Origin of the sequence: Stenotrophomonas terrae (assembly GCF_039674165.1) — a bacterium.
Classification (GTDB): domain Bacteria; phylum Pseudomonadota; class Gammaproteobacteria; order Xanthomonadales; family Xanthomonadaceae; genus Stenotrophomonas; species Stenotrophomonas terrae_A.
Genome location: NZ_JBDJMY010000015.1, coordinates 15314 through 39642 on the forward strand (window position 1 = coordinate 15314; position 24329 = coordinate 39642).

The window sequence follows — 24329 nt, forward strand, 5'->3', positions numbered from 1 at the left end:
TTCAATAGGTGTGAGCGTGAGGGCGGGCGAGGGTGGCGCTGGCAGCGCCACCCCGAAGCACGCTCACTCAGTTCCGCAGCGGCTTGCCGGTGGTCAGCATGTGCGCGATGCGGGCCTGGGTCTTTTCCTGCTGGGCCAGTTCAACGAAGTGCTTGCGCTCCAAGGTCAGCAGCCACTCCTCGTCGACCACGGTGTTGCGGTCGACCTTGCCGCCGCACAACACGGTGGCGATGCGCTCGGCAATCTCGTAGTCGTAAGGGCTGATGAAGCGGCCTTCCAACATGTTGACCAGCATCATCTTGAAGGTGGCGATGCCGACGTCGCCGGCCACACGGATGCGGCGTGCCGGCATCGGCGGACGGTAGCCGCCTTCGGCAAGTGCGGTGACTTCGGCCTTGGCGATGTGCAGCAGCTCGAAGCTGTTGAACACGACCTTGTCGGTGCCGCGCATCAGGCCCAGTTCCTTGGCGTTGACCGCCGAGTTGGAGACCTTGGCCATGGCCACGGTTTCGAAGGTCTTCTTCAGCTCGGCGAACACGTCGCCGTCCGGGCCAGCCGCCTGCGAGGCGCGCACGGCGATTTCCTTCAGGCCGCCACCGGCGGGCAGCAGGCCGACGCCGGCTTCCACCAGGCCGATATAGCTTTCCAGCGCAGCAACCGACTTGGCCGCGTGCATCTGGAACTCGCAACCGCCGCCCAGCGCCAGACCGCGGACCGCGGTGACAACCGGAACGGTGGCGTACTTGATGCGCTGGCTGGTGCGCTGGAAGTTGGCCACCATCGCCTCGAACTCGGCGAACTTGCCAGCCTTCAACGCGCCCAGCGCGCCGGACAGATCAGCACCGGCAGAGAAGGGCTCCTTGTTCTGCCAGATGACCACACCCTTGAACTGCTTTTCGGACAGGGCAATCGCGTGCTGGATGCCGTCCAACACCTGGTCGGACACGGTGTTCATCTTGGTCTTGAAGCTGATGACACCGATGCCGTCGCCGTCGGTCCACAGACGGATGCCGTCGTTTTCGAACACGGTTTCGCCCTGCGCGAACTTCTCGCCCAGCAGTGCGTCCGGGAAGCGCTGGCGCTGGTACACCGGCAGCGACGAGCGCGGCACCAGTGCATTCTGCGTCGGGCTGTAGCTACCCTCGGCGGCATGCACGCCGTCACGGCCGTCCAGCACCCAGGCCGGCAGCGGTGCATTGCTCATGCTCTTGCCAGCGGCGATGTCGTCGGCAATCCACTGCGCAACCTGCTTCCAGCCGGCGGCCTGCCAGGTCTCGAACGGGCCCAGCGACCAGCCGTAGCCCCAGCGGATGGCAAGGTCCACGTCGCGCGCGGTTTCTGCGATGTCGGCCAGGTGGTAGGCGCTGTAATGGAACAGGTCGCGGAAGGTCGCCCACAGGAACTGCGCATGCGGGTGCTGGCTCTCGCGCAGCTTGGCGAACTTTTCGGCCGGGTTCTTGATCTTCAGGATCTCGACCACTTCCGGCGCGGCAACGCGATCCGCCGGACGGTAGTCCTGCTTCTCAAGGTCGATGACCATGATGTCCTTGCCGACCTTGCGGAAGATGCCGGCGCCGGTCTTCTGGCCCAGTGCACCCTTGCCGATCAGCGCGCCCAGCCATGCCGGGGCGTTGAAATACTTGTGCCACGGGTCGTCAGGCAGGGTGTCGCCCATGGTCTTGATGACGTGGGCCATGGTGTCCAGGCCAACCACGTCGGAGGTGCGGTAGGTCGCCGACTTGGGGCGGCCGACCAGCGGGCCGGTCAGTCCGTCCACTTCATCAAAGCCCAGGCCGAACTGCTGGGTGTGGTGAATGGTGGACAGGATCGAGAACACGCCGATGCGGTTGCCGATGAAGTTCGGGGTGTCCTTGGCGTAGACCACACCCTTGCCCAGATTGGTGGTCAGGAAGGTTTCCAGGCCTTCCAGCACGGCCTTGTCGGTGGCCTTGGCCGGGATCAGCTCGGCCAGGTGCATGTAGCGCGGCGGGTTGAAGAAATGCACGCCGGTGAAGCGATGGCGCAGTTCTTCCGGCAGCACGTCGGCGAGCTTGTTGATGCCCAGGCCCGAAGTGTTGGAGGCCAGTACCGCGTGTTCGTTCACGAACGGCGCGATCTTCTTGTACAGGTCCTGCTTCCAATCCATGCGTTCAGCGATGGCTTCGATGATCAGGTCGCAGTCGCGCAGCTGCTCCAGGCCGGAGTCGTAGTTGGCCGGGGTGATGGCCTCGGCCAGCGCCTTGCTGGCCAGCGGTGCCGGGCTCAGCTTGCCCAGGTTGGCAATGGCCTTGAGCACGATGCCGTCGGCAGGACCTTCCTTGGCGGCCAGGTCGAACAACACCGTGTCGACGCCGGCATTGGTCAGGTGGGCGGCGATCTGCGCACCCATGACGCCTGCGCCAAGGACGGCGGCGCGGCGGACAAGCAGGGAATTGGACATATCGATAAACCTTTGGTCTGCGATGATGGTTGGATCAGGAAACGGCGGGGGAGGCCGGGTTGCGCACGCTGGCGCGGAAACCGGCTTCGGCGAAATGGATCAGTTCCTGCGCGGCCTTGCTGCGGTGCTCGGCCTCGCTGATGTTGGCTGGGCGCTTGATCAGCCCGAAATCGGCCATGGCGTAGGTCAGGGAACCGGCCAAAAAGTCCAGGCGCCAGTACAGCTCTTCCTTGCTAAGGCCCGGTACGCATGCGCCGATGGCCTTGCCGAACTCGCGCAATACATGGCCGTAGTGGTCGGACAGGAACTTGCGCAGGTTGTCGTTCTTCTCGGCGTAGGCGCGGGCGATGACGCGGACGAAAGCGCCGCCGCTCTGGCGGTCCTGGGCCAAGGCCAGGGCCGGCTCGACGAAGGCGGCCAATACCGCGCGCAAGTCGCCCGGATGGGCGCTGCGGGCCTGTTCCAGCTGGCCCAGGCGGGCGGCGGTCATCTCGTCCATGCGGCGGCGGAACACTTCATTGACCAGGTTGTCCTTGGACCCGAAGTGGTAGTTGACCGCAGCAATGTTTACATCGGCGTGACTGGTCACCTGGCGCAGCGAGGTGCCGGCGAAGCCGTACTGGGCGAACAGTTCCTCGGCCGCGCCGAGGATGCGGTCCTTGGTGGAGAAGCTGGCGGGTTTGCCCATGGCTGGCTCAATCAATCAAACGATTGTTTGGATCCTACGCCCGCCGGCTCGTTCAGGTCATGCTGCGGTGCAGCATCATTCATCTGCCGCTGTGCAAAGGGCAGGGGACACCGGTAGAATTAGCCACCGCAATTCAGGCTAAGCCCGCGTCCGCACGCGGGTTTTTTTAATGTACCCTCGGGCCGACCGGCCCAATATCGGAGAATTCCCATGGCGCTGGAGCGCACTCTTTCCATCATCAAGCCCGACGCCGTTGCCAAGAACGTGATCGGCGAAATCTACGCCCGCTTCGAAAAGGCCGGCCTGAAGGTGGTTGCTGCCAAGTACAAGCAGCTGTCGCGCCGTGAAGCCGAAGGCTTCTACGCCGTGCACCGCGAGCGTCCGTTCTTCAACGCGCTGGTCGAGTTCATGATCTCCGGCCCGGTGATGATCCAGGCCCTGGAAGGCGAGAACGCCGTCCTGGCCCACCGCGACCTGCTGGGCGCCACCAATCCGAAGGACGCAGCGCCGGGCACCATCCGCGCTGATTTCGCTGATTCGATCGATGCCAACGCCGCTCACGGTTCGGATTCGGTCGAGAACGCAGCCAACGAAGTGGCTTACTTCTTTGCTGCTACCGAAGTTGTTTCGCGTTAATTAGAGGTTGAAGTCGTGAACGAGGTCGTACAGACACCCGCCATCCAGCCGTTGCCGAAAACGGCAGCCAAAGCTGGCAAGCAGAACCTGCTCGACCTTGATCGCGCGGGCCTGGAGCATTTCTTCGTCGATATCCTTGGCGAAAAGAAGTTCCGTGCCCATCAGGTGATGAAGTGGATCCACCATCGCTACGTCACCGATTTCGACCAGATGACCGACCTCGGCAAGTCGCTGCGCGCCAAGCTGCAGCAGCATGCCGAGGTCGTCGTCCCGAACATCGTGTTCGACAAGCCCTCCACCGATGGCACCCACAAGTGGTTGCTGGCGATGGGCGTGGATGGCAAGAATGCCATCGAAACCGTCTACATCCCCGACAAAACCCGCGGCACGCTATGCGTGTCCTCGCAGGTTGGTTGTGCGTTGAACTGCACGTTCTGCTCAACCGCTACCCAGGGTTTCAACCGCAACCTCAGCACTGCCGAGATCATCGGCCAGGTGTGGATTGCTGCGCGTCACCTGGGCAATGTGCCGCACCAGATGCGCCGCCTCACCAACGTGGTGATGATGGGCATGGGCGAGCCGTTGATGAATTTCGACAACGTCATCCGCGCGATGAGCATCATGCGCGATGACCTTGGTTATGGCCTGGCCAACAAGCGCGTGACCTTGTCCACCTCGGGCCTGGTGCCGCAGATCGATCGTCTCTCGGTCGAGAGCGATGTGTCGCTGGCGGTGTCGTTGCATGCGCCGAACGACGAGCTGCGCGAAACGCTGGTGCCGCTCAACAAGAAATACCCGATCGCCGAGTTGATGGCTTCCTGCGCGCGCTATCTGCGCGGCAACAAGAAACGTGACTCGGTGACTTTCGAATACACCTTGATGAAGGGCATCAACGATCAGCCCGAGCATGCGCGCCAGCTGGCCCGCTTGATGCGCCAGTTCGACAACGCGGTGCAGGCCAAGGATTCGGGCAAGGTCAATCTGATTCCGTTCAACCCGTTCCCGGGTACCCGCTACGAGCGTTCGGACGAAGAGCAGATCCGCGCCTTCCAGAAGATCCTGCTCGATTCGCAGGTGCTGACCATGGTGCGCCGCACCCGTGGCGATGACATCGATGCCGCCTGCGGCCAGCTCAAGGGCCAGGTGATGGATCGCACGCGTCGCCAGGCTGAGTTCAACCGTCTGCTGCAGGAACAGGAAGGCGGGGATGCGGTCGCCTGATCGCTGGGTATTGTTGCTGGTTCTGGTCGCGCTCACTGCAGCGTGCGGGCGCGGCGATCTCAAGTTGGGCCGGCCGCAGATCGTGGCGCCGGACTACAGCGTCAAGCAGGACAAGGCCGCGCACAAGCGCATGCGCTATCAGGAGTTCCTGCGCCTGTCCGGCGATCGCTTTGGTCGCGGCCAGCTGGACGAGGCGCTGCAGTTCGCGCGCTCGGCGCAGAAGCTGGAGCCCGCTTCGCCTGATGCCTACACCATGCAGGCCGTGATCGAAGGGCATAGTGGCCAGGCCGAGGCGGCCGGTGCGCTTTATCGCAAGGCTGCCGAATTGGCGCCGCAGCAGGGCGATGTACTCAATAATTACGGCGCCTGGCTGTGCGGTAACGGCCACCCCGCAGAGGCGCTGGTCTGGTTTGATCGCGCCTTGGCCGACCCGAACTACGCTGGGCGTGCCGATGCCTTGGCCAATGCCGGCGGCTGCGCACTGGATGCCGGTCAGCGCGAGCGCGCCGAAGAGAATCTTCGTCAGGCCCTGGCCTTGGCCCCGACCAACGCCTATGCGCTGGAGGCGATGACCCGCAATGAAGTGTTGAACGGTCGTTATTTTGAGGCCAGAGCCTTCTACCAGCGGCGTTTGGCGGCTGCGCCGGCCACGGTTTCCGTGTTACAACTTGCCATTCAGATTGAAGAGCGACTCGGCGACAGGATGGCGGCCGGTCGGTTCCAACAGCGGTTGCGCGAAGAGTTTCCTTCAGCGGCAACCTCGAATCCCCAAGGCTGACGCATTGTGATCAATGATCCGGGTGTAAATGCTTTAGAAGGTGTACTGGGTTGCGGTGAGCAGCTTCGCAAGGCGCGAGAGGCCGCCGGTTTGTCGCTGGATCAGGTGGGCGGGCAGTTGCGCATGCCGGTGCAGGTGGTGGCGGCGCTTGAAGCTGAGCAGTGGTCGCGGCTGGGCGCTCCGGTATTCGTGCGCGGCCAGCTGCGCAGTTATGCGCGTCTGTTGAAGGTCGACCTGGGTGGTTTGCTGGAGCAGGCGAAGATCGCGCCGGTCGAGCCGCCCAAGCTGGTCAGTCATACCCATACCCCGCGGCTGCGGCGTGCGGCCGAGAACATCGGCCGGCGCGCGGTCTACGTGGTGATCACCGCCGTCCTGGCCGTGCCGGTCTGGTACGTGATCAGCGGCAATTCCAATAGTGCCCCGCCAAGTACCGCGTCGTTGGACGTGGTACCGGCCACGGATGCTGGTGGCCAGCTGGCTGCGCCCGTCCAGGCGCCGGCGGCGGTGCCGGTCCCGGCGGCTGACAGCGGCCCCTATATCGCCTCGATGGCACCGCTGGCACGGCCCGCGGCGGCTGCACCGTCGGCGCTGACGCTGAATTTCAAGGGCGACAGCTGGGTGGATATTTCGGCCCCGGACGGTGCCACGGTCGAAAAGGCCCTGGTGCGGGCCGGTGAAAGGCGCAGCTTTGCCGCCGGCCAGGTAGGTCGCATGGTGCTGGGTAATGCGGCCGAGGTTGAGGTTCAGCAGGCGGCGGGTAACGTCGACCTGGCTCCGTACAAGCGCGGTAATGTGGCCCGCTTTACGGTATCCTCTGACGGCTCCGTGGCGCCGGTTTCACACTGAAACCAGGCGTCTAACAAAACAACAAGGCTCCCCGCCAGGGTGAGCGAGAGTACGCATGGCGATTGACGACCTGCTCGACGAGCACGAACAAAGCGAACGTGTCCGCACGTGGCTGCGCAAGAATGGCGCCGGGATTATCGGCGGAGTAGTTCTCGGTATTGGCGCTATTGCCGGCTGGCAGTGGTGGCAGAAAGAGCAGGTCGGCAAGCTGGCCGACGCCAATGTCCGTTATGAAGCCGTGTCGCGCAGCCTGCAATCCAAGAACCTGGACGAGGCGGCCAAAGAGGTAGCGGCGCTGGGCGGTGGCAAGGCGGGCATCTATGCCGACCTGGCTTCGCTGGAGCTGGCCAAGGCCCAGGTCGAGGCGGGCAAGAGCGAGGACGCGATCAAGACGCTGCGCGCGCTCAAGGTCGAGGGGGAGTTCAAGACCCTGATCGACCAGCGCATCGCGCGGCTGCTGATTGAAACCGGCAAGCCCCAGGACGCTGCGACCCTGCTGGGTGCGGCCGACGACAGCTCCGGTCTTGAAATCCGTGGTGATGCCTTGATCGCGCAGGGCAAGCGTGATGAAGCGCGTGATCTGTACACCCAAGCGCTGGCCAAGCTGGACGTGGCTGCACCGCAGCGCCGCTTGCTGGAAACCAAATTGATGGACGCCGGCGGCACCGTGGCTGATCCTGCAGCGGAGAAGAATTGATGAAGTTCAAGCATGTTGCAGGCATTGCCTTGATGGCAGTGGCGTTGACCGGTTGTTCAACGGTGAAGGGTTGGTTTGCCGGGAAGGACGCTGCGGCCAAGAAGGCGCTGGAGCCGGCCGAGCTGACCAAGTTCGAGCAGACCGCGCGGGTCGACAAGATCTGGTCGGCCAACGTCGGCAAGGGCGAGGGTCGTATCGGCCTGCGTCAGGGCCCGGTGGTTGCCGATGGCCGCGTCTACGCGGCAGCGGTGCAGGGCGGCGTGCATGCGCTGGACCTGCAGACCGGCAAGGAAGTCTGGGAATACAGCCCGGCCAAGGAAAAGAAGAAGCCCAAGCTGCGTCTTTCCGGTGGTCCGGGCGTTGGCGATGGCCTGGTGGTCATCGGCACGCTGGATGGGCAGGTGATTGCACTGGACGCGGCCAATGGCAGCGAAAAGTGGAAGTCCAAGGTCACCGGCGAAGTGATTGCCGCGCCGGCCGTGGCCCAGGGCCTGGTGTTCGTGCGCAGCAATGATGGCCGCACCACCGCGCTGGATGCCGCCACCGGCGAACAGCGCTGGTTCAATGCGCAGGAACTGCCTTCGCTGACCGTGCGTGGCAACGCGCCGGTGGTGACCGGCCCGGGCGTGCTGTTCATCGGCAACGACGACGGTACCGTCGCCGCGCTGTCGATGCAGGATGGTCGCCCGCTGTGGGAACAGATGGTGGGTACGCCGGAAGGCCGTACCGAGCTGGAGCGCATGGCTGATATTGACGGCGCCCCGGTGCTGGAAGGTAATACGCTGTATGTGACCAGCTTCAAGAACCAGACCATGGCCATCGAAGGCCCGACCGGTCGCCCGATGTGGTCGCGTGACCATGGCGGTGGCGGCGGTGTTGCGGTGTCCTCGGGCAATGTCGTGGTCACCGACGGCAAGGGTTCTGTATACGGGCTGGACAAGAATTCCGGCTCGGCAATGTGGTCACAGCAGGCGCTGGCGCGCCGCTCGCTGACCGGTGCCGCCATCCAGGGTGACTATGCCGTGGTGGGGGATTACAAGGGATATCTGCACTGGCTGCGGTTGAGCGATGGTGAATTGGCTGCGCGTGAGAAGAGCGGTGGTGATGCTCTGCTGGCGCAGCCGGTCGTCGCTGACGGCATCCTGCTGGCGCAGAACGTTGATGGAAAGCTGACCGCATTCCGGTTGGCCCAATAAGGAGTTATAGCGATGCTGCCTTTGGTCGCCCTGGTTGGACGACCGAACGTCGGTAAGTCCACTATTTTCAATCTGTTGACCCGTACGCGCGATGCGCTGGTCCATGACCAGCCGGGTGTTACCCGCGATCGCAATTACGGTGTCTGCCGTCTTGATGAGGACAATCCCTTCCTGATCGTCGATACCGGTGGTATCGCCGGTGAAGAGGAAGGGCTGGCTGGCGCCACCGCGCGCCAAGCCCGAGCCGCCGCCGGTGAGGCGGATCTGATCGTATTTGTTGTTGACGCGCGTGATGGCACGTCGGCCCTGGATGACGAGATCCTGTCTTGGCTGCGCAAACTTGCGCGGCCTACGTTGCTGTTGATCAACAAGATCGACGGCACGGACGAACATTCCGTTCGTTCGGAGTTTTCCCGTTATGGCTTCAGCGAGATGCTGACGGTCTCTGCCGCGCACCGGCAGGGCATCGACGATCTGGTTGAGGAAATTGTCGAGCGCATGCCCGAAGAAGGCACCGCCGAGACCCTCGACAACGATCCGGATCGCATCCGCATTGCCTTCGTTGGCCGCCCGAACGTGGGCAAGTCGACGCTGGTAAACCGCATCCTCGGCGAGGAGCGGATGATTGCGTCCGAAGTGCCCGGTACCACCCGTGACTCGATTGCGGTGGATCTGGAGCGCGAGGGCCAGCTGTACCGCCTGATCGACACCGCCGGTCTGCGTCGCAAGGCGCGGGTCGAGGAAGTGGTCGAGAAGTTCAGCGTGGTCAAAACGCTGCGCTCGATCGAGCAGTGCCAGGTGGCGGTGCTGATGCTGGACGCCCACGAGGGCGTGACCGATCAGGACGCCAGCGTGCTGGGCGCGGTGCTGGATGCCGGCCGTGCGTTGGTCATTGCGATCAACAAGTGGGACGGCTTGAGCGAGTACGACAAGCAGCAGGCTGAAACCCTGTTGTCGCTGAAGCTCGGCTTCGTGCCGTGGGCCGAGAACGTGCGGATTTCCGCACTGCACGGCTCCGGTCTGCGCGAGTTGTTCAAGGCGATTCACCGGGCGCACGCCTCGGCGACGCATGAGTTCAGCACGGCCGAGGTCAACAAGGCGCTGGAAGTGGCCTATGAGGCCAATCCGCCGCCGAGCATCCGTGGCCATGTTTCCAAGCTGCGTTACGTGCACCCGGGTGGCAGCAATCCGCCGACCTTCATCGTGCACGGTACGCGCCTGAAGGAGCTGCCGGATTCGTACAAGCGTTACCTGGAGAACTTCTTCCGCAAGCGCTTCAAGCTGGTGGGTACGCCGGTGACCTTCCTGTTCCGTGAGGGTGCCAACCCGTACGAGGGCAAGAAGAACGTATTGACCGACCGCCAGGTCAAGGCCAAGCGGCGCTTGATGAAGCACGTCAAGGGCAGGAAGTGATTCGCACCCGGGACGCGGTTCAAGTTCCCGGGGCGATGTAGACGAAAGCGGCCGAAAGGCCGCTTTTGTTTTTTGCCGCTTGGCTGTTGCGCGCGGATGGGGCGGCGTTTGCGCCGCTTGATGTCGTCGTCGCATTCGCGGGGTTTGGCGCATACAGGCGGCCCCGGCGCGGTTCGTTTCCGCTGCCCGCTGCGTTTGGCCGATAATCCAGTCATGAGCATCCGCGAACTGACACCACAACAGGCCCGGGCCTGCCACGCCAATGGCGCATTGTTGATCGACGTGCGGGAAGCGCATGAGCGCGCAGGAGGCATGGCTGAAGGTGCGGTCGGTATCGCCAAGGCCGACCTGCTTGCTGCGCCTGCGCAGCACCTGCCAGCGCTGGACCGGGACATCCTGCTCATCTGCCAAAGCGGCAAGCGCTCAGCTGACGCGGCGCAGGCGTTGCTGGGTGCCGGCTACACAAACCTGTCCTCGGTAAGCGGCGGCACCGTCGCCTGGCGCGCGCAGGGTTTGCCGCTGGTGCAGCCGTTGCTGGATGCAGGCGAGCGCGACTTCTACGATCGCTATTCGCGCCATCTGTTGCTGCCGCAGGTCGGCGAAGCGGGCCAGCGTCGCTTGCAGCAGTCCACGGTCCTGGTGTTGGGCGCCGGTGGCCTGGGCTCGCCTGCGGCCTTCTACCTGGCCGCAGCCGGCGTAGGGCGCTTGCGCATCGTCGACGACGATGTGGTCGAACGCAGCAACCTGCAGCGGCAGATCGTCCATACCGAAACGTCGTTGGGTACAGCCAAGGTGGATTCCGCGCGACAGCGGCTGCTGGCGCTGAACCCGCACATCAAGGTGGAGGCGGTCGCCGAGCGTGTGACGTCGGCCAATATCGATGTGCTGTTGCAGGACGTGGACGTGGTGCTGGATGGCTCGGACAATTTTCCGCTGCGATATCTGCTCAATGATGCCTGCATCAAGCACGCCAGACCGCTGGTCTATGCGGCTATCGAGCGTTTTGACGGGCAGGTGAGCGTGTTTGATGCCGGCCGTCAGCGCGGTGTCGCCCCGTGTTATCGCTGTCTGTTCCCGGAGCCGCCGCCGCCTGAATTCGCACCCAACTGTTCCGAGGCGGGTGTGCTTGGTGTGCTGCCCGGCCTGGCCGGGATCATGCAGGCAACCGAAGTGCTCAAGCTGTTGCTGGATATCGGCGAGCCGCTGGTGGGGCGCCTGCTGCGCTTTGATGCGTTGCAGATGCGTTTCCGCGAAACCCGCATACCTGCAGATCCCGCATGCCCGGTGTGTGCTCCTGGTACTCCGTTCCCCGGCTATATCGATTACGCCGCCTTCTGCGCGCACACCGTTTGAACTGAGCGGCGGGCAGTGACCGGATCTGCACGGTTTTTGCTTTATCGTGCGCCTACTCGATTACAAGGCGATGCGGCATGGCAGCGGAATCCTCAGCGGAACTGGTAAAGATAGTCGCCCTGCTCGGCGCAGCGGTGGTGGCCGTGCCTCTGTTCCGGCGGCTGGGGCTGGGTTCCGTGCTGGGCTACTTCGTTGCCGGTCTGGCAATCGGTCCGTTTGGTTTTGGTTGGTTCTCCGATCCGCAGGCCATCCTGCACGTGGCCGAGCTGGGCGTGGTGATGTTCCTGTTCGTGATCGGCCTGGAGATGCGGCCTTCGCATCTGTGGAGCCTGCGCGGGGAGATCTTCGGCCTGGGTACGGCGCAGATTGTTACCTGCGCGCTGGTGCTCACCGGCGTGGCGATCCTGTTTGGTTATCGCCCGCAGATTGCCTTCATCGCTGCCGCTGGTTTCGTGCTGACCTCCACGGCGGTGGTGATGCAGTTGCTTGGCGAGCGTGGTGACCTGACCCTGCCGTCCGGGCAGAAGATCGTTTCCATCCTGCTGTTCGAGGATCTGCTGATCGTGCCGCTGCTGGCGGTTGTCGCATGGATGGCGCCGGTGCAGGCGGGTGCGCACGAGGGTTCGCGCTGGTTGAGCATCGCCATCGGTGCGGGTGCGATCGTTGGCCTGGTATTGGTCGGCCGCTACCTGCTCAATCCCTTGTTCCGCATCCTCGCTGCGGCCAAGGCGCGCGAGGTGATGACGGCGGCTGCCTTGCTGGTGGTGCTGGGCGCGGCGCTGCTGATGCAACTGGGCGGGCTGTCGATGGCGATGGGCGCGTTCCTGGCAGGCGTGCTGCTGTCCGAATCGACTTTCCGGCACCAGATCGAGGCCGATATCGAACCCTTCCGCGGCATCCTGCTCGGCCTGTTCTTCCTCAGCGTGGGCATGGCGCTGGACCTGTCGGTGGTGGCATCGAACTGGAAGGTGATTGCGCTGCTGGTGCCGGCGATGATGCTGGCAAAGGCGCTGTGCATCTACGGTGTGGCGCGGGTAATGGGCAGTGATCACCGCCAGGCATTGGACCGTGGCGTGCTGATGGCCCAGGGCGGCGAGTTTGCCTTTGTGCTGTTTGCCGCTGCTGCGACAACGGGCGTGATCGACGCAAACGTCAACGCCAACCTGACCGCGGTGGTGGTGTTGTCGATGGCGCTGACACCTCTGTGCATGCTGGTGTATCGCCTGCTGGTAAAAGAAGGGCAGGTCTCCACTGAAGGCGTGGATGCGGCCGATGGGCTGACCGGTAGCGTGCTGGTAATTGGGTTTGGTCGCTTCGGTCAGGTGTCCAGCCAATCGCTGCTTGCGCGCGATGTGGACGTGACCATCATCGACAACGATATCGAGATGATCCGCAGTGCTGGCCGTTTCGGCTTCAAGATCTATTACGGTGACGGCACCCGGCTGGACGTGCTGCGCGCTTCTGGCGCCGAAACCGCGCGTGCGATTGCGGTCTGCGTGGATGACCGGGTTGCTGCCGACCGCATCGTCGAGCTGGTAAGGCATGAGTTTCCGCTGGCCAAGCTGCTGGTGCGCTCGTTCGACCGCGAGCATTCGCTGTCGCTGATACATGCCGGTGTTGATTTCCAGATCCGCGAAACCTTCGAGTCGGCGGTGGAGTTTGGCCGTGTGGCACTGATGCAGCTGGGTGTGGATGAAGACGAGGCCGACGTTGTCGCGCGCGAAATCCGCCGCCGTGACGCTGAGCGCTTCGAGCTGGAAATGGCCGGTGGCGGGCTGCAGGCCGACACCGGTCTGATGTACCGCAATACCCCCGGAGCGCCGACACCGACGCCGTTCACCCCGCCGCGGCGTGAGTCGCGCCCCCTCAACCCGGACGCGATTGCCGGGGCAGGGGAGGAGCCGGTTTCCGATTCAGGCGCCACGCCAGGACCATGACAAGGTGTGGCGCTGGCCGTAATCAGGGACAATAGCCGCCCCCGTGTTCATCGCCATGCCCCATGACTGTCCTCGCCGACGCCTCCCCGCAGACCTCCCGCATCCTTGATGGCCGCCGTATCGCCGAGGAACTGCTCGACGATTTGAAGGTGCGCGTCGACGCCCGTCTGGCGGCCGGTGGCACCCGTCCGGGGCTGGCCGTGGTGCTGGTGGGCGGCGACCCCGCCTCATCGGTGTATGTGCGCAACAAGCGTCGCGCCGCCGAGAAGGTCGGCATCGAGGCCTTTGATTACGACCTGCCCGAGGGCACCAGCGAGGCTGAGCTGCTGGATCTGATCGACCAGCTCAATGCCGACCCGAAGATCCACGGCATCCTGATCCAGCTGCCGCTGCCGGGCATTCCCGATGCCAACCGTCTTATCCAGCGCATCGACCCGCGCAAGGATGTGGATGGCTTCCACCCGCAGAACGTAGGCCACCTGGTGCTGCGCGAGTTCGGCCTGCGCCCCTGTACGCCGCGCGGCATCACCACGCTGCTCGGCCACACCGATCAGCCGGTGCGTGGCCGCAACGCCACCATTGTTGGCGTCAGCAATCACGTCGGCCGGCCGATGGGCCTGGAACTGCTGATCGCCGGCTGCACCGTGACCAGCTGCCACAAGTTCACGCCCAAGGACGTGTTGGAGCAGGCCGTGCGCAACGCCGACATCCTGGTGGTGGCGGTGGGTATCCCGCAGCTGATCCCGGGTGAATGGGTGAAGCCGGGCGCGGTGGTGATCGATGTCGGCATCAATCGGCTTGAGGATGGCCGGCTGGTCGGCGATGTCGGTTTCGAGGCCGCAGCCCAGCGCGCCAGCTGGATCACCCCGGTACCGGGCGGTGTCGGTCCGATGACTGTGGCCACGCTGATGCAGAACACGATCGAGGCGGCCGAGGCCAGCGCTGAAGGCTTGAAGTTCTGAAGCCGCGCAGTGCCGAGCCACGCTCGGCAGAGGCAGCATCACTGTAGTGCCGAGCCATGCTCGGCAGAGGCTTTCCTCGTACAGCATCACTGTAGTGCCGAGCATGGCGCGGCACTACATGGCATCCAATCCCTGAACACGTCCCCGCCAGCGCGACACTGCGTCGCACCTGCCCCCTGCCATCGGCGGCCAAATAAGGGTAAAATGTCGCGCTTCCCCACATCTACCGGGCACGCCGATGCTGCGCATCCAGGCTGAAGCACTAACGTACGATGACGTTTCTCTCGTCCCCGCTCACTCCATCGTTCTGCCTAAGGACGTTGACCTCGGCACGCGGCTGACGCGCGACCTGCGGTTGAAGTTGCCGATTGTCTCGGCTGCCATGGATACCGTTACCGAAGCACGTCTTGCCATTGCCATGGCGCAGATCGGCGGCATCGGCATCCTGCACAAGAACCTGAGCGTCGAGCAGCAGGCGGCCGAAGTGGCCAAGGTCAAGAAGTTCGAGTCCGGCGTGATCCGCGACCCGATCACCGTTGGCCCGGAAACCACGATCCGCGACGTACTGGCACTGACGCAGGCGCACAACATCTCCGGCGTGCCGGTGGTGGGCAGCGACGGCCAGCTGGCCGGCATCGTCACCCACCGTGACATGCGCTTTGAAACCGAGCTGGACGATCCGGTCCGCCACATCATGACCAAGAAGGATCGCCTGATCACGGTCAAGGAAGGCGCTGCCTCGGACGAAGTGCTGCAGCTGCTGCACCGCAACCGCATCGAAAAAGTGCTGGTGGTCAATGACGCGTTCGAACTGCGCGGCCTGATCACGGTCAAGGACATCCAGAAGAAGACCGACAACCCCAACGCTGCCAAGGACGCCGCAACGCGTCTGCTGGTGGGTGCTGCGGTTGGCGTGGGTGGCGATACCGATCGTCGCGTCGAAGCGCTGGTTGCTGCCGGTGTTGACGTGTTGGTGGTGGACACCGCGCACGGCCATTCGCAGGGCGTGCTGGACCGCGTGCGCTGGGTGAAGAAGAACTTCCCGAACGTACAGGTCGTCGGCGGCAACATCTGCACCGGCGAAGCCGCTCTGGCACTGCTCGATTGCGGTGCCGATGCGGTCAAGGTCGGCATCGGCCCGGGCTCGATCTGCACCACCCGCGTGGTTGCCGGTGTCGGCGTGCCGCAGATCACCGCGATCGACCTGGTTGCCGAAGCGCTGCAGGATCGCATCCCACTGATCGCTGACGGTGGCATCCGTTATTCCGGTGACATCGGCAAGGCGCTTGCCGCCGGTGCATCGACGGTGATGATCGGCGGCCTGCTGGCCGGTACCGAAGAATCGCCGGGCGAAACCGAACTGTTCCAGGGCCGCTCCTACAAGAGCTACCGTGGCATGGGTTCGCTGGCGGCAATGGAGAAGGGGTCCAAGGACCGCTACTTCCAGGACGCGGCTACCGCTGACAAGCTGGTGCCCGAAGGCATTGAAGGCCGCGTGCCGTATCGCGGCCCGGTCGGTGGCATCATCCATCAGCTCATCGGTGGCCTGCGCGCGACCATGGGTTATGTGGGCTGCGCCACCATCGAAGAAATGCGCACCAAGCCGAACTTCGTGAAAATCAGCGGTGCCGGCCAGCGTGAGAGCCACGTCCACGACGTGCAGATCACCAAAGAGCCGCCGAACTACCGCGCTTGAAGCGGGAGTGAGTGAAGAGGAGTGAGGAGCGAGATCAAGCTCCAAGCTCCTCTTCTTCTATACAGCGCCGGCGATGCCGCCTTTTCTCACTTCTCACTCCTATCTACTTACTTCTCGCTCATGACCAACATCCATAACGACAAGATCCTCATCCTCGATTTCGGCGCACAGTACACGCAGCTGATCGCGCGCCGCATCCGCGAATTTGGCGTGTATTGCGAAATCTGGGCGTGGGACCATGATCCGGCCGAGATCGCCGCCTTTGGTGCCAAGGGCATCATCCTGTCCGGCGGCCCGGAAACCACCACGCTGCCCGGCGCACCCGCCGCGCCGCAGGAAGTGTTCGACAGCGGCCTGCCGCTGCTGGGCATCTGCTACGGCTTGCAGACCATGGCCAAGCAGCTGGGCGGCGGTACCGAAGCCGCTGACCAGCGCGAGTTCGGCCATGCCGAAGTGAAACTGCAGGGCAACGATGCGCTGCTGGGTGGTCTGTCCGACCACAACGGCGAGCCGCGCCTGGATGTGTGGATGAGCCATGGCGACCACGTCACCCACGTGCCGCCGGGCTTCACCATTACTGCCGTTACCGACCGCATTCCGGTCGCCGCGATGGCCAATGAAGACAAGCGCTGGTACGGCGTGCAGTTCCATCCGGAAGTGACCCACACCAAGCAGGGCTCAGCGCTGCTGAAGCGTTTTGTCACCGACATCTGCGGCTGCGCCACCTTGTGGACCGCCGCCAACATCATCGACGACCAGATCGCCCGCGTGCGCGAGCAGGTTGGCAGCGATGAGGTGATCCTGGGCCTGTCCGGCGGCGTTGATTCCTCGGTGGTTGCTGCGCTGCTGCACAAGGCCATCGGTGACAAGCTGACCTGCGTGTTTGTCGACACCGGCCTGCTGCGCTTCCAGGAAGGCGACCAGGTCATGCAGATGATGGCCGACAACATGGGCGTCAAGGTCGTGCGCGTGAACGCTGCCGACCGTTATTTCAAGGCACTGGAAGGCGTCAGCGATCCGGAAGCCAAGCGCAAGGTGATCGGCAACCTGTTCGTCGAGATCTTCGACGAAGAGTCGAACAAGCTCAGCAATGCCAAGTGGCTGGCGCAGGGCACCATCTATCCGGACGTGATCGAGTCGGCCGGCAGCAAGACCGGCAAGGCACACGTCATCAAGAGCCACCACAACGTGGGTGGCCTGCCGGAAGACATGAAGCTCAAGCTTGTCGAACCACTGCGCGAGCTGTTCAAGGACGAAGTGCGTCGCCTCGGCGTCGAGCTTGGCCTGCCGCGTGCAATGGTCTATCGCCATCCGTTCCCGGGCCCGGGCCTGGGTGTGCGCATCCTCGGCGAAGTGAAGCGTGAGTACGCCGAGCTGCTGGGCAAGGCCGACGCGATCTTCATCGAAGAACTGCGCGCCGCTGACCTGTACGACAAGACCAGCCAGGCGTTCGCCGTGTTCCTGCCGGTCAAGTCGGTTGGCGTGGTGGGCGATGCGCGTGCGTATGAGTGGGTGATCGCGCTGCGTGCGGTTGAGACCATCGACTTCATGACCGCGCATTGGGCGCACCTGCCGTACGATTTCCTCGGCCGCGTTTCCAACCGCATCATCAACGAACTGCGCGGCGTCTCGCGCGTGGTCTACGACATCTCCGGCAAGCCGCCGGCGACGATCGAGTGGGAGTGATCGGGCATCTGGTGCCTCCCGGTAGCTGGCAGCAACAAGCCAACCGGCCGCGTAGTGCTTAATGCTGTTCATTTGGTCGATAGTGCGTGACCCAGAATCCGATGCCAGTCCTCTGGCATCGGATTTTGTCTTTTGTAGGAGCGGCGTAAGCCGCGAAGCTCGTACATCCTCGAATGACATGGCTGCTGAGCGGGTAATTGAGCAACGCCAGCTTCGCGGCTGACGCCGCTCCCACAGACAAGCGCCGGGCCAGCGCAGTGAGCTTCGCTACGCGCATTGCAGAAATTCGCCTCACTCAGGGCGCCGGGTTCGCTCTGCGACCTTTCACTGCATTGGCACGGGCGCGACAAGTGATTTGCCCTTCGGCATCCACCGGCAACAGGGCACTGATCCTGGCCTTGAGCAGCGTGTGCTCATCCGCCGCCATCGCGGCAAGCGTTGAACCGACGCTCGGTGCGCCGAGCGCTGTCGACCAGAAGTCCTCAAAATCAGCGAACGTGCGGCTCACTTCGATTGCGCGGGTTTCAATCGCCTCCAAACCAGCGTCGCTCCACAACTCCCGCAATGCCTCAGTGCGTGAAGCCTCCGGGCTGGGCGGCGAGGGGACTGCGTGGCCAAGCCCACGCATCTGTGCCAGCAACATTTCATAGGGAAATCCGCCACCCAGCATGTCCCAGGCGTACGCGGCGACGCTGCCACCGGGACGAACCACGCGCGCCATCTCGGCTACGCCGCGAGCGGGCTCGGGGACAAAGAAAATCACCAGCGGCATCACTGCAATATCGAAGGCAGCGTCCTCGTAGGGCAATGCCATCGCATCGCCTTCGTCAAATACTGCCGCCTGCAGTGCTGGCTGCGCTCGTGCATAGGCCAGCTGTTGCTGGGATGGATCCACACCATGCATCGAGCTTGGCGCGCAGCGCGCGATCACCCTCTCGGTGAAGGCGCCATTACCGCAGCCTACGTCCAGCCAGCGTTGGCCGGCTGCTGGCGCCAGCCAATCGAGAAACACCTCGCCGGCAAGCTGGCTCCAGATTCCCATGTAGCGCTCATAGGCGAGGCCATCGCGAAAGCGGATTTCATTGGTCTTCATATCAAGCCTCACAGAACCTGATCAGCGTAGCCGAAAGATAGAGCCCCAGCCCGAACACGGCATGCGTCGCCAAGCTGCGCAGGCAGTTCTTCAACGGCGTTGCCGTCTTCGATGCCATGAAGCCCGCGCCCATGGCCGGCTGCATGACGAACAGAGGTGCGGCAACGGTTGCCATGCCTACGGCCAAGGCGGGCATCAGCGACGGATCGCCAAGCCATGGCCAGCCTGCAACCGCCACCAATAAAGCCGCGAACGCGATGCCAATGGCGTAATGCATGGTCCAGCCAAGCAGCTGCTCGCCCGGTATCGGCGCGGCCTGTCCGATGTTGGCATGTGCGAATCTGCCCTTGGCCAGGTGTGCTGCCCAGCGCCCAAGCAATGCGTAGTCGAGCGTGGCAACGCCCAGTTGCTTGAGGGCCTGGGTCCACAGATCCATCACCAATGTCGCGCCAATTCCAACCAGCAGCACCCGCGCCATATCCATCCACGTCATAACGCCTCCTTTGCAGTCGATTCATCTGCACACGCGGGCATGGTAAAAGTTGAAGTCAACTTCAAGTCAAGAGACTGCGATGGACATTGCCGAAGTCGCCAGACGAACCGGGCTGCCGTCCTCCACGCTGCGGTATTACGAAAACAAGGGATTGATCACGGCCAGCCGCGCCGCTGGTGGCCGGCGCCACTTTGCGGCCGACGTGCTCGACCAGCTGAGCTTGATCGCGTTGGGCCAGGCCGGCGGGCTGTCGTTGGACGAGATCCGCAGCATGCTCTCGCCGCATGGCGCGCCGAACGTGGATCGGGCACTGCTGCTGAGCAAGGCCGAGGAGATCGACGCGACCATAAAACGCCTGCGGGCCATGAGCGATGGCCTGCGCCACGCCGCCGCATGCCCAGCTGACAATCATCTTCAGTGTCCGACCTTCCAGCGCCTGCTGAAGGCCGCAGCCACCGGCCGGTTGAAGCCGGACGCCGCCCGCTTGACGCCGGGCAAGCGCAGTACACGGGCTGACGTCTGAGCGGATGCGCGTCGAGACGAAGTGGCCTGCGAGGGATGCGGATGGTTGCCTGTTGGTCGTCGAACACGAACACTGAGGCCGCGCGCGTCGACGGCCTCCTCAGGCAAACGGGATGGTTCATCGCTGCAAGCCCTCCAGCTCGCGGTAGCACTGCTCCAGCGCTTTCAGTTCAGCCGCGTAATCGAAGTTTGCGTCTTCGCGCTCCTTCACCAGTTCCAGTACGTCGAAGCGCAGCCCGTCCGCGCCGCTGCGGTTCCACGCGGCTTGCAGCACGCGGTCTGCATACTTGCCCATGCCCAGCTCGAAGCGCGCGCGATTCAACGCCGCGTGCACATTGCGACTCGCGCCGAGCATGCGATATCCGCTTGCCCGGTCGTCAATGGCATAGATGCCCATTGGCGGGAAGGCGTCACGCGCCAGGCGAGCGGCCGCCCGCCGCGCTTGGCGCGATGTCTGGTTGAGGGATGCGTCCATCTTTTTTCTCCTTGTGACGGTAATAGAAGCTGTGCAGCACCAGCATGGTCAGGAATGCAGCGGGGCAGGCCCAGAACACGCCAGTGGGGCCGAAGCGGGCTTCCAGCGCCATCGCAAGCGGCCATTCGACGGCAAGGATTGCAGCCATGCTCAGCAGCGCCGGCACCAACGCGGCACCACTCGCGCGCATTGAGCCGACCAGGATGTTGCTCCAACCAAGCAACACCACGCTCCAGGCAACGGTGCGCACGATGGCGACCGACAGCTCCAGCACTGGCCCGGGCTCCAGGAAAACGCGCAGCGCGAAGGGCGCGAGCAGATGCGCAGCCAGCACGAACAGCACGGTGATTACTGCGTTCAAACGCACTCCCATCGCCACGATTGCCGGCAGCCTTTCACATCGACCCGCGCCTACCGCATGCGCGCTGAAGATGGCTGCGGCAATACCAAAGCTCATCGCCGGGAACTGCACCCAGCTCAAAAGTTGCGTCGCCGCGCCATAGGCGGCGGTCGCTGCCGACCCGTGACGGTTCACCAAGCCGAGCAACACGATCTCGGCAAGCGCCATGGCCAGCATCTGCAGTGCAGCCGGCAGGCCGATGCGCAGCATGCGGTTGGCGGTGGCCGCACTGGGTCTGCAGCCGCGCCAGCCAGCACCTGCAGCCAGCGGATGGCCGCCATGCCGCCAGCGCCGGATCAAAACAGTGAGCGCAGCCAGCTGTGCGCAGAGCGTAGAGGCGGCAACGCCAGCCGCGCCCAACGATATGCCTGCTACGAACAACGGCGTGCACACCGCACCCACCAGCGTCGCCACCAGCAAGGCCCACATCGGCGACTGCACGTCGCCGCTGCCACGGCTCAGCGACAGGCCAGCCCAGGTGACAAACACGAAGGGCATCACCAGCAACATCGCGCGTGCATACAGCACCGCGGCCGGCAGAATGTCCGGCGGCGTGCCCAGCGCCTGCATCAGCCACGGCGCAGCCCATGCCCCGGCCACCGCCACTACAAGCCCGACGCCAAGTGCAGCCACAACAGCCGTCGCAGCCACGCGCCGCAGCTGTGCGGCATCACCGGCGCCCCATGCCTGTCCGGCAAGAATGGTCGCACCGGCGCCCAGCCCGATGATCAGCGACAGCAGCAGGAAGAACACAGGAAAGAACGATGCGGCTGTCGCGATGCCGTGCACGCCCAGCAGGCTCCCCAGCCAGAAGCCATCGAGCAGCCCTCCCGCACTTTGCAGCGCGTGGGTCAGGATCAAGGGCGTCAGCAGTGCCAGATAGTGCATGCGCAGGGTTCGCGCCGGCTTGGAAGAGGAGGGGGTGTCTGGCGTGCTCATGTACGTTCTCGTGGATCGCGGGCATAGCCGTACCCGCAACGCTGCAGCCGGAGCCGCGCGCGGTTTGCAAGATCAGCAGGAAGAGGCCGGGCTTAGCCGGGCGCAGGTTCGGCGAGTTGCAGTACGTAGGCCTGTATGTCTTGCGGCCATGCGGCCATCTGCGCCAGCAGACGCTGCTGGTCGCCGGCGAACAACGCCCGCGCGGCTTCCTCGAAGCCGGCCAGGTCACCGGCCAGCGTGGACATGGCGTTGTAGGCGCGGTCGCGCGCCTGCCGTAGCTGGTCCGCGCCGCTGTCCTTGCGCCGCGCTTCGTGCACGAGCTTGCGCAAGGCTACGGATGCACCGCCGGCCTGCGCCGCCAACCAGTCCCAATGCTCGGGTAGCAGCGTTACTTCCCGCGCGGTCACACCGAGTTTGGGGCGGCCGCGCCCTTTGGGGGGTTGTGCCGGCGCAGCACGTGTGTAGCGCGCAGCGACAGCTTCCTCATCACCGCGCAGATCGAGGTCAGCAGACTGGCCGGTGGCATTGTTGAAAACCAACGGGTTCTCATCAGGCTGCGACTGCTGCGCACGCAGCACCGCCACGGCGACCTCATGCAAAGGACCGGTGGCGAGGCGCTGCCCTTTCAGGAAAGCGGTATAGGTGAGTGCAGGGTTCTGGTCCATGTGGCGAATATTATCCGGGTTAAATTGTCTGGTCAATAATATCCGGGTAAAATAGGGCGGCCGGCGTTGGCCTTTCCGGCAACGTAAGGCAGGTGCTGTCTTCACGCAGCCCGGTAGCCAGTTTGTCGTTGACGTCCATGGCCACTGCGATCCCATCGCATCGATGGTGCTCGCCCATGCGATGGCGCACTGCTCGCCAGGCGCAGGCATTGCTTGGCCGCATGTGAGGCGCTGCTCGCCTGCTTTGGAAAATTGAAAAGACATCTGCTGGCGAAGCTGCGCTTTTGAGATCGCAGCGTCTCCAAGCGAACACCCATCCGCCGCAGTTCGCGATAGATTGGCTGGATTGTGAAACAGGATCCGTTGGAACTGTCTTGAGTGAAGCCGTGAATTCAACCCGCTTCTGGCGCGATCCGGCCATGCCCTTTGTTGAGAGCAGGCGGGCCTGTGACAGCCGCGCCTGCTACCGGGCACATAGCCATCCGACCTTTTCCATCGGTGCGGTGGACAAGGGGGCAAGTGTGTTCACTGGGGCCGCTGGCGGCGCGGTTGCGCTACAGCCTGGATCATTGGTGTTCGTGCCGCCAATGCGCGTGCATGCATGCAATCCAGAAGCGGGCAGCGCCTGGAGTTACCAGATGCTGCATCTGGATGCGCAGTGGCTGACGACGGTGCGGGAAGAGAGCGGTGTTCAGTGGGGTGAGGTGGCAACAGAAACGGTTCGGATCACTCGCCAGCCCGTGCTCTACGCCCGCTTCTGCAGGCTCAACGCGTTGTTGTTCTCCGAGGCCTGCGCCGATGACAAGGAAGCTGCGCTGATCGAATTCATCGGTGATTGCGACAGTGCCGACGCTCAGGTAATTGCCGCAGCATCCAATGCAGCAGCGTACTTGCAGCTGCTGCAGCCATTGCTGGACATGCTGCGCCACGAGGGCGGCGCGGTGCGGCCACTGGCTGAACTCGCGCAGATGGCCGGCATGGGCCGCTATCAGCTGATCCGCGCTTTTCGTGCGGTTACTGGTATGACCCCGCACGCATGGCAGTTGAATCAGCGCATCAACCTCGCACGTGAACAATTACAGCGCGGGGCTGATCTGGCGGAAGTTGCGCTGCGTCTTGGCTTTGCCGACCAGAGTCATTTTCAACGCGTGTTCAAGGCTCACGCGGGTACGACGCCGGGGCGTTACCGCGCCTAGCCGCGCGCAATTTTGTTCAATACACAACGCGGCGATAGCAACACACTTCGCGGAGCCAACATCCCGAGAAGCAAGCTTGCATGCAGCAGTTCCTGTTGATCGCCACCGCGCACTTCCTGGCGCTGCTGTCGCCCGGCCCCGATTTCTTCCTGATCGCACGCAGCTCTGCATCGTCAGGTTGGCGCATTGCCAGCGGAGCATGCCTGGGCATCGCCTTGGCAAATGGGGTGTTCATCGTTGCTGCGTTCGTGGGCTTCTCTGCGTTGAGTGCAGGAAGCCCGTCATTCATCGCCCTGCAGCTTGCCGGTTGCCTTTACCTGCTCTACCTGGGCTGGTTGTTCTTTCGCCATGCGGGCAGTAATTCCCTGCAGTTCGCCCCCGGTGCTGATGTGCAGCGCAGGGAAAGCGTCGCTGCCGTGTTCTGGTTGCGTGCTGCGGGTATGGGCTTCCTGTCGGGGATCCTCAATCCAAAGAACGCGTTGTTCTACGCCAGTTTGGCAGCGATGCTCACCGGTGCCAATGCAGGCACGGGTTGGAAGGCGATCTATGGAATTTGGATGTTCACCGTGGTGCTGTTATGGGATCTGCTGGTAGCGGTGCTGATTGGCAATAAAGCCGTGCTGCGGCGCTTTTCCAACGCACTATCTTGGCTGGAAAGGTTTTCCGGCGTGGTGCTTATCCTGCTGGCCGCAGGCGTCATCACGACGCTGGCGCTGGACTATGGAACGTCACGTTGACTCTGGGGATAGGCGTGGTTGGCGATGCGCGTTCGTATGAGTGGGTGATCGCGCTGCGTGCAGTTGAGACCATCGATTTCATGACCGCGCATTGGGCGCACATGCCGTACGATTTCCTCGGCCGCGTTTCCAACCGCATCATCAACGAATTGCGCGGCGCCTCGCGCGTGGTCTACGACATCTCCGGTAAGCCGCCGGCGACGATCGAGTGGGAGTGAGTCCGCTGCGGCGGTACGGTTCACTGCTGCGCTGAAACAAGG

Annotated in this window: 22 protein-coding genes and 1 pseudogene; 16 read left to right on the forward strand and 7 right to left on the reverse strand. The window is 63.6% G+C overall.

Annotated features, from left to right (window positions below):
* Window positions 1-67: 67 nt before the first annotated feature.
* Both ABE493_RS08945 and ABE493_RS08950 read right to left on the reverse strand, forming a co-directional pair.
* The gene (locus tag ABE493_RS08945; RefSeq protein ID WP_346498584.1) at window positions 68-2440 is read right to left on the reverse strand and encodes a 3-hydroxyacyl-CoA dehydrogenase/enoyl-CoA hydratase family protein; all 2373 of its coding nucleotides are present in this window, start codon (window positions 2438-2440) and stop codon (window positions 68-70) included.
* A 34-nt stretch (window positions 2441-2474) separates the two neighbouring features.
* The gene (locus ABE493_RS08950) at window positions 2475-3128 is read right to left on the reverse strand and encodes a TetR/AcrR family transcriptional regulator (protein ID WP_313317469.1); all 654 of its coding nucleotides are present in this window, start codon (window positions 3126-3128) and stop codon (window positions 2475-2477) included.
* 210 nt (window positions 3129-3338) lie between these two features.
* Here ABE493_RS08950 and ndk point away from each other — a divergent pair, with 210 nt between their 5' ends.
* The 12 genes from ndk to guaA all read left to right on the forward strand — a co-directional run bounded on the left by ndk (window position 3339) and on the right by guaA (window position 17549).
* On the forward strand, window positions 3339-3764 hold the full coding sequence (ndk, locus tag ABE493_RS08955) for a nucleoside-diphosphate kinase (RefSeq protein WP_057628193.1): 426 nt from the start codon (window positions 3339-3341) through the stop codon (window positions 3762-3764).
* A gap of 15 nt (window positions 3765-3779) precedes the next feature.
* Window positions 3780-4985: a 23S rRNA (adenine(2503)-C(2))-methyltransferase RlmN gene (rlmN, locus tag ABE493_RS08960; RefSeq protein WP_346498585.1), complete on the forward strand. Its 1206-nt coding sequence runs from the start codon at window positions 3780-3782 to the stop codon at window positions 4983-4985.
* Window positions 4986-4995: 10 nt separating this feature from the next.
* Entirely contained in the window at window positions 4996-5763 is a 768-nt protein-coding gene (gene pilW, locus ABE493_RS08965; protein WP_430980743.1) for a type IV pilus biogenesis/stability protein PilW, read from the forward strand.
* Between the two features lie 6 nt (window positions 5764-5769).
* Window positions 5770-6609, forward strand: coding sequence for a helix-turn-helix domain-containing protein (locus ABE493_RS08970; RefSeq protein ID WP_346498586.1), 840 nt, complete (start codon window positions 5770-5772; stop codon window positions 6607-6609).
* A gap of 55 nt (window positions 6610-6664) precedes the next feature.
* Window positions 6665-7306, forward strand: coding sequence for a YfgM family protein (locus ABE493_RS08975; RefSeq protein ID WP_346498587.1), 642 nt, complete (start codon window positions 6665-6667; stop codon window positions 7304-7306).
* Window positions 7306-8502 carry an outer membrane protein assembly factor BamB gene (bamB, locus tag ABE493_RS08980; RefSeq protein ID WP_346498588.1) on the forward strand — a complete coding sequence of 399 codons (1197 nt, stop codon included), beginning with the start codon at window positions 7306-7308 and terminating at the stop codon, window positions 8500-8502. Before ABE493_RS08975 ends, bamB begins: the two co-directional genes overlap by 1 nt.
* A gap of 12 nt (window positions 8503-8514) precedes the next feature.
* Entirely contained in the window at window positions 8515-9915 is a 1401-nt protein-coding gene (gene der, locus ABE493_RS08985; RefSeq protein WP_346498589.1) for a ribosome biogenesis GTPase Der, read from the forward strand.
* Window positions 9916-10128: 213 nt separating this feature from the next.
* On the forward strand, window positions 10129-11268 hold the full coding sequence (gene moeB, locus ABE493_RS08990; protein WP_346498590.1) for a molybdopterin-synthase adenylyltransferase MoeB: 1140 nt from the start codon (window positions 10129-10131) through the stop codon (window positions 11266-11268).
* A gap of 77 nt (window positions 11269-11345) precedes the next feature.
* Window positions 11346-13205 (forward strand): monovalent cation:proton antiporter-2 (CPA2) family protein, encoded by a 1860-nt coding sequence (locus ABE493_RS08995; RefSeq protein ID WP_346498591.1) that lies wholly within the window; start codon window positions 11346-11348, stop codon window positions 13203-13205.
* 62 nt (window positions 13206-13267) lie between these two features.
* Window positions 13268-14167, forward strand: coding sequence for a bifunctional methylenetetrahydrofolate dehydrogenase/methenyltetrahydrofolate cyclohydrolase FolD (folD, locus tag ABE493_RS09000; RefSeq protein ID WP_346498592.1), 900 nt, complete (start codon window positions 13268-13270; stop codon window positions 14165-14167).
* Window positions 14168-14405: 238 nt separating this feature from the next.
* Complete coding sequence (guaB, locus tag ABE493_RS09005) at window positions 14406-15863, forward strand: IMP dehydrogenase (protein ID WP_346498593.1); 1458 nt, start codon at window positions 14406-14408, stop codon at window positions 15861-15863.
* A gap of 120 nt (window positions 15864-15983) precedes the next feature.
* Window positions 15984-17549 carry a glutamine-hydrolyzing GMP synthase gene (gene guaA / locus ABE493_RS09010; RefSeq protein WP_346498594.1) on the forward strand — a complete coding sequence of 522 codons (1566 nt, stop codon included), beginning with the start codon at window positions 15984-15986 and terminating at the stop codon, window positions 17547-17549.
* Window positions 17550-17844: 295 nt separating this feature from the next.
* On the opposite strand, the gene ABE493_RS09015 is transcribed toward guaA, so the two are convergent.
* Window positions 17845-18642 (reverse strand): class I SAM-dependent methyltransferase, encoded by a 798-nt coding sequence (locus ABE493_RS09015; RefSeq protein WP_346498595.1) that lies wholly within the window; start codon window positions 18640-18642, stop codon window positions 17845-17847.
* Window position 18643: 1 nt separating this feature from the next.
* A complete protein-coding gene (locus tag ABE493_RS09020) occupies window positions 18644-19120 on the reverse strand; it encodes a DUF2938 domain-containing protein (RefSeq protein WP_346498596.1) in 477 nt (158 codons plus the stop codon).
* A gap of 94 nt (window positions 19121-19214) precedes the next feature.
* Here ABE493_RS09020 and ABE493_RS09025 point away from each other — a divergent pair, with 94 nt between their 5' ends.
* Window positions 19215-19658 (forward strand): helix-turn-helix domain-containing protein, encoded by a 444-nt coding sequence (locus ABE493_RS09025; protein ID WP_346498597.1) that lies wholly within the window; start codon window positions 19215-19217, stop codon window positions 19656-19658.
* A 117-nt stretch (window positions 19659-19775) separates the two neighbouring features.
* Here the strand turns inward: ABE493_RS09025 and ABE493_RS09030 are convergent, their stop codons facing one another.
* From ABE493_RS09030 to ABE493_RS09040, 3 genes are all read right to left on the reverse strand, one after another.
* Window positions 19776-20132 (reverse strand): GIY-YIG nuclease family protein, encoded by a 357-nt coding sequence (locus ABE493_RS09030; protein WP_346498598.1) that lies wholly within the window; start codon window positions 20130-20132, stop codon window positions 19776-19778.
* Window positions 20068-21471, reverse strand: coding sequence for an MATE family efflux transporter (locus ABE493_RS09035; RefSeq protein ID WP_346498599.1), 1404 nt, complete (start codon window positions 21469-21471; stop codon window positions 20068-20070). The genes ABE493_RS09030 and ABE493_RS09035 overlap by 65 nt, the downstream gene beginning before the upstream one ends.
* Before the next feature lie 92 nt (window positions 21472-21563).
* Window positions 21564-22136 (reverse strand): DUF2239 family protein, encoded by a 573-nt coding sequence (locus tag ABE493_RS09040; RefSeq protein WP_346498600.1) that lies wholly within the window; start codon window positions 22134-22136, stop codon window positions 21564-21566.
* 374 nt (window positions 22137-22510) lie between these two features.
* Between ABE493_RS09040 and ABE493_RS09045 the strand changes: the two genes are divergently transcribed.
* The 3 genes and pseudogenes from ABE493_RS09045 to ABE493_RS09055 form a co-directional block, all read left to right on the forward strand.
* Window positions 22511-23332: an AraC family transcriptional regulator gene (locus ABE493_RS09045; protein ID WP_346498601.1), complete on the forward strand. Its 822-nt coding sequence runs from the start codon at window positions 22511-22513 to the stop codon at window positions 23330-23332.
* An 80-nt stretch (window positions 23333-23412) separates the two neighbouring features.
* Entirely contained in the window at window positions 23413-24069 is a 657-nt protein-coding gene (locus tag ABE493_RS09050) for a LysE family translocator (protein WP_346498602.1), read from the forward strand.
* Window positions 24070-24077: 8 nt separating this feature from the next.
* Window positions 24078-24287 (forward strand): annotated as a pseudogene (locus ABE493_RS09055) (glutamine-hydrolyzing GMP synthase); the annotation flags it as partial.
* Window positions 24288-24329 lie beyond the last annotated feature (42 nt).

Bases quoted from the DNA above. Each gene is read 5' to 3' on its own strand.
- ABE493_RS09015 (WP_346498595.1), bottom strand. From the start codon at position 18,642: ATGAAGACCAATGAAATCCGCTTTCGCGATGGCCTCGCCTATGAGCGC.
- ABE493_RS09040 (WP_346498600.1), bottom strand. From the start codon at position 22,136: ATGGACCAGAACCCTGCACTCACCTATACCGCTTTCCTGAAAGGGCAG.
- ABE493_RS08975 (WP_346498587.1), top strand. From the start codon at position 6,665: ATGGCGATTGACGACCTGCTCGACGAGCACGAACAAAGCGAACGTGTC.
- ABE493_RS09020 (WP_346498596.1), bottom strand. From the start codon at position 19,120: ATGGCGCGGGTGCTGCTGGTTGGAATTGGCGCGACATTGGTGATGGAT.
- folD (WP_346498592.1), top strand. From the start codon at position 13,268: ATGACTGTCCTCGCCGACGCCTCCCCGCAGACCTCCCGCATCCTTGAT.
- guaB (WP_346498593.1), top strand. From the start codon at position 14,406: ATGCTGCGCATCCAGGCTGAAGCACTAACGTACGATGACGTTTCTCTC.
- ABE493_RS09025 (WP_346498597.1), top strand. From the start codon at position 19,215: ATGGACATTGCCGAAGTCGCCAGACGAACCGGGCTGCCGTCCTCCACG.
- ABE493_RS09035 (WP_346498599.1), bottom strand. From the start codon at position 21,471: ATGAGCACGCCAGACACCCCCTCCTCTTCCAAGCCGGCGCGAACCCTG.
- ABE493_RS08995 (WP_346498591.1), top strand. From the start codon at position 11,346: ATGGCAGCGGAATCCTCAGCGGAACTGGTAAAGATAGTCGCCCTGCTC.
- ABE493_RS09030 (WP_346498598.1), bottom strand. From the start codon at position 20,132: ATGGACGCATCCCTCAACCAGACATCGCGCCAAGCGCGGCGGGCGGCC.
- ABE493_RS08950 (WP_313317469.1), bottom strand. From the start codon at position 3,128: ATGGGCAAACCCGCCAGCTTCTCCACCAAGGACCGCATCCTCGGCGCG.
- bamB (WP_346498588.1), top strand. From the start codon at position 7,306: ATGAAGTTCAAGCATGTTGCAGGCATTGCCTTGATGGCAGTGGCGTTG.
- ndk (WP_057628193.1), top strand. From the start codon at position 3,339: ATGGCGCTGGAGCGCACTCTTTCCATCATCAAGCCCGACGCCGTTGCC.
- guaA (WP_346498594.1), top strand. From the start codon at position 15,984: ATGACCAACATCCATAACGACAAGATCCTCATCCTCGATTTCGGCGCA.
- ABE493_RS09050 (WP_346498602.1), top strand. From the start codon at position 23,413: ATGCAGCAGTTCCTGTTGATCGCCACCGCGCACTTCCTGGCGCTGCTG.
- der (WP_346498589.1), top strand. From the start codon at position 8,515: ATGCTGCCTTTGGTCGCCCTGGTTGGACGACCGAACGTCGGTAAGTCC.
- ABE493_RS08945 (WP_346498584.1), bottom strand. From the start codon at position 2,440: ATGTCCAATTCCCTGCTTGTCCGCCGCGCCGCCGTCCTTGGCGCAGGC.
- moeB (WP_346498590.1), top strand. From the start codon at position 10,129: ATGAGCATCCGCGAACTGACACCACAACAGGCCCGGGCCTGCCACGCC.